The sequence below is a fragment of the Thermus sp. FJN-A genome (genome assembly GCF_054655095.1).
Genome location: NZ_BAAHSC010000112.1, coordinates 1 through 515, shown reverse-complemented (window position 1 = coordinate 515; position 515 = coordinate 1). Strand labels below are relative to the sequence as shown.

The window sequence follows — 515 nt, the reverse complement described above, 5'->3', positions numbered from 1 at the left end:
CTCGGACTTTTGCTTGGGTTTTCGTTACTCCCTGGCGAAGCCGAAAACCCGTTAGCTATAGACTCTCTCACCGCCCTCCTCCGGGCCCGCCCCGCCGAGCGCCGGACCCTGGTGGAGGCCCTCGCCCTCTCCCTGGCCCGGGAGTTCCGGGATCCTGGGAGCGTGCGCTTCTACGCCTGGGTGCTGTGGGGTGCCCTCCGGGCCGAGCTCTACGGCCTGATGGAGGGGGCCCTGGACGCTGTCGCCTGGGCGGTCCGGCGGGCGCGGGAGGCGGCGGCCAAGGCCCTCTTCAGCCCGAGGGGCGAGGGGGTCCGGCGCCCCGGCGCCCTCCTCGCCCACCTCCTCCGGGAGCGGGGCCTCCTGGACCTCTTCCGCCAGACCCCCCAGTGGCGGGTGGCCTAGCCCCGGGCCGGGGTAACCTGTAGAGAGCCCAGCCAGGGCTTCGGGGGTGGTGTGTGTATCAAGACTGGCTGTTCAAGGACTGCCCCGGGGGCTGGCGCCTCCGCTACCGCCGG

At 72.6% G+C, this 515-nt stretch carries 1 pseudogene; it reads left to right on the top strand.

Annotated elements, in window-relative coordinates:
- Positions 1-402 (top strand): annotated as a pseudogene (locus tag ACYQ0J_RS00575) (hypothetical protein); the annotation flags it as partial.
- Positions 403-515 lie beyond the last annotated feature (113 nt).